This window comes from Actinophytocola sp., from assembly GCF_035712165.1.
Classification (GTDB): domain Bacteria; phylum Actinomycetota; class Actinomycetes; order Mycobacteriales; family Pseudonocardiaceae; genus DASYTH01.
Window position 1 is genome coordinate 1 of the sequence record NZ_DASTBH010000462.1, and the last position, 3,645, is coordinate 3,645.

The 3,645-nt window shown below is 69.9% G+C and carries 1 protein-coding gene and 1 pseudogene; both read left to right on the top strand.

Annotation, left to right across the window (positions count from 1 at the left end):
* A pseudogene (locus tag VFO68_RS25965) lies at positions 1-1,932 on the top strand (DNA-directed RNA polymerase subunit beta'); the annotation flags it as partial.
* 547 nt (positions 1,933-2,479) lie between these two features.
* Positions 2,480-3,645 (top strand): SagB family peptide dehydrogenase (locus VFO68_RS25970; protein ID WP_325161006.1); only part of this gene is annotated, 1,166 nt, incomplete at its 3' end.

Here is a 3,645-nt window from a genome sequence, read left to right on the forward strand (position 1 = left end):
TTCAACGACCTGCTCCCCGAGGACTACCCGTTCATCAACGAGGCGATGCCGAAGAAGCGGCAGGCCGCGATCGTGAACGACCTCGCCGAGCGGTACCCGATGGTCACCGTGGCTCGGACCCTGGACAAGCTCAAGGAAGCCGGCTTCTTCTGGGCCACCCGGTCCGGTGTCACGATCGCCATCTCGGACATCGTGGTGCCGCCGAACAAGCAGGAGATCCTGGACGCCTACGAGCTCAAGGCCGACGCGGTCGAGAAGCGCTACCAGCGTGGTCAGCTCTCGCACTCCGAGCGCAACAACGAGCTGGTCAAGGTGTGGGGCCAGGCGACCGAAGAGGTCGCCAGGGCCATGGAGGACAACTTCCCCGAGGACAACCCGATCCCGATGATCGTGAAGTCGGGCGCGGCGGGCAACATGACCCAGGTCCGGTCGCTGGCCGGTATGCGTGGTCTGGTGTCCAACCCGAAGGGTGAGTACATCCCGCGGCCGATCAAGAACAACTTCCGCGAGGGTCTGTCCGTGCTGGAGTACTTCATCGCCACGCACGGCGCCCGGAAGGGTCTGGCCGACACCGCGCTGCGGACCGCCGACTCGGGTTACCTGACCCGGCGTCTGGTGGACGTGTCGCAGGACGTGATCGTCCGCGAGGTCGACTGCGGCACCAACCGCGGCATCGTGATGACGGTCGGCGAGGCGGGTGCGGACGGCACGATCATCCGCGACCAGCACGTGGAGACCAGCGTCTACGCGCGCACCCTCGCCGAGGACATCACCGACGGCGACGGCAACGTGCTGCTCAACCGCAGTGACGACCTCGGCGACCCGGCGATCGAGAAGCTCGCCAACGCGGGCGTCACCCGGGCGAAGGTACGCAGCGTGCTGACCTGCGAGTCGGCGGTCGGCGTGTGCGCCACCTGCTACGGCCGGTCGATGGCCACCGGGCAGCTGGTGGACGTCGGCGAGGCGGTCGGCATCGTGGCCGCGCAGTCCATCGGCGAGCCGGGCACGCAGCTGACCATGCGTACCTTCCACCAGGGCGGTGTCGCCGGTGAGGACATCACCACCGGTCTGCCGCGTGTGCAGGAGCTGTTCGAGGCCCGCGTGCCGAAGGGCAAGGCGCCGATCGCCGACGTCGACGGCCGGGTGCGGATCGAGGACGGCGACCGGTACTGGAAGATCACGCTGATCCCGGACGACGGCAGCGAGGAGATCGTCCTGGACAAGCTGTCCAAGCGGCAGCGTCTGGCGCTCACCCCGCAGGGTGGTCCGCTGGCCGACGGCGACCACGTGCGCGTCGGACAGCAGCTGCTGGAGGGCACGCCCGACCCGCACGAGGTGCTGCGGGTCATGGGTCCGCGTGAGGCCCAGCTGCACCTGGTAGACGAGGTGCAGAAGGTCTACCGGGCGCAGGGTGTGTCGATCCACGACAAGCACATCGAGGTGATCGTCCGGCAGATGCTGCGTCGGGTGACCATCCTCGACTCCGGTGCTGCCGAGTTCCTGCCCGGCGCGCTCATCGAGCGGGCCGAGTTCGAGCGCGAGAACCGCCGCGTCGTCGCCGGTGGCGGCGAGCCGGCCTCCGGTCGTCCGGTCCTGATGGGCATCACGAAGGCCTCGCTGGCCACCGACTCGTGGCTGTCCGCGGCCTCCTTCCAGGAGACCACCCGCGTGCTGACCGACGCCGCCATCAACGGCCGGTCGGACAAGCTGGTCGGCCTGAAGGAGAACGTGATCATCGGCAAGCTGATCCCGGCCGGCACCGGTATCAACAAGTACCGCAACATCCAGGTACAGCCGACCGAGGAAGCCCGGGTCGCCGCCTACGCCATTCCGTCCTACGACGACGGGTACTACACCCCCGACGTCTTCGGCACCGGCACCGGCCCAGCCGTCCCGCTGGACGACTACGACTTCGGTCGCGACTACCGCTAACCCACCAACCCAGAAGGCCGTCTGCACCCCCGGGTGCGGGCGGCCTTCGCCGTTTTCGCCTTCGGGTTGCCGGCCGCCGGAGCGTAAGCTTGTGAAAGGAAACTTGCGTGTTTGACGCCGGATCCGCCGAATGGCGGTGGATTCGGCGGTTTGGTGGTTGCGCGGGGACGGCAACCGGGGGAGTGCAGGAATTGCCGGTGGGGAGGTCGGTGTCAGGTGGCGTTGCCATTTGACGAATTGCCGCAGGTTATTCGAGAATCAGGTTCCTGCTTGGCGAACAAGGGGTCTGACGTGGGCCGTGCTTCGCGTAGCCTGGCGAGGGTGGCGCCCCGCGCGTGTGGATCACAGCCAGGCATCCGCCCGGTGTGCCGGATTAGCGCCAATTGAAGATCGATGCGGAATTTCATTGCGGCGGATTCAACACTTCCGGTAAGCGCTCGCCCTGTTTCACATTCGGCTGGCGGTGTCGGATTGCGGGTGTCGAGCGGAACGGGCGTCACCCGTGGCACGGGGTCGAGGAGGTACGCGCGGTGGGCTCGGAGCCGCGGTGAATGAGGAGAGCTGCGTCCGGCACCTCCGCCTCCGGCCGGAGGCGTACATCGCCACCAGCGCGGCCGGTCAGGTCGCGCTGTTGCAGGCCACCAGGTGGGGTGAGCACATCGGGGTGCTCTCCGCGGGCCAGCGCGAGATGCTGCGCGAGCTCGCCGCGGCCGAGCACACGGAGGCCGAACTGGTCGCGAAGTTCGGCGCCGACGTGCCGGTGCTGCTCGACCGGCTGCGTGCCGGCGGCTGGCTCACCGCGCGGTTCACCTACCGGGGTCGCCCGCTGATCACCATCCACCCGCACGGTCCGAACCGGGAGCCGCGTGGCGCGGACCTGGTCGCGCCCCGGCTGTCCCGGTTCGCGCTGATCCGCAGGGACGGCGACGCGATGGTGCTGGAGTCGCCGCGCTGCCCGGCCTCGGTGCGGCTGCATGACCTGACCGTGCTGACCGTGCTGCACCGGCTGGCGGTGGCGGCCGAGCGCTGCGTGCCCGCCGGGCTCAGCGCGGACGTCGTGGCCGACCTCGTCGCCGAGCTGGCCTGGTACGGCTTCGTGCGGGAGGCGGAGGAGGACCTCCGCTCGGACCTGGCCATCGAACAGTGGGGCGAGCACGAGCTGTGGTTCCACGCCCGCAGCCGGGAGGGTCACCACGACCATCCGTTCGGCGCGACGCTGTGGGCGGCCGGCCGGTACCCCCCGCTGCCGGCCCGCCGGCCGGTCTGGTCGGGCACTGCGGTCCGATTACCCGAACCCGCCGAGCCGGAACCCGGCGCCACGTTCGCCGCGGTGCTCGAGGCCAGGCGGTCGGTCCGGGAACCCGACGACGCGCACCCGCTCACCCTCGCCCAGCTGGGTGAGTTTCTGCACCGGTCGGCTCGGGTCCGCCGGACGGCCCAGGACGACCAGACCGAGGTGTCGCTGCGGCCCAGCCCGTCCGGCGGCGCGTTGCACGGGCTGGAGCTCTATCCGGTGGTGCGCCGGGTGTCCGGCCTGGCCGCCGGGATGTACCACTACGACCCGTTCACGCACGCGCTCGAGCCGGTGCCGGCCGGTGACTTCGCCCTGCGTCAGCTGGTCGGCCGGGCCAGCGCGGCGGCCGGCGGCGGGCACCCGCCGCAGGTCCTGCTGGTCGTCGCCGCCCGTTTCGGCCGGGTGATGTGGAAGTACCA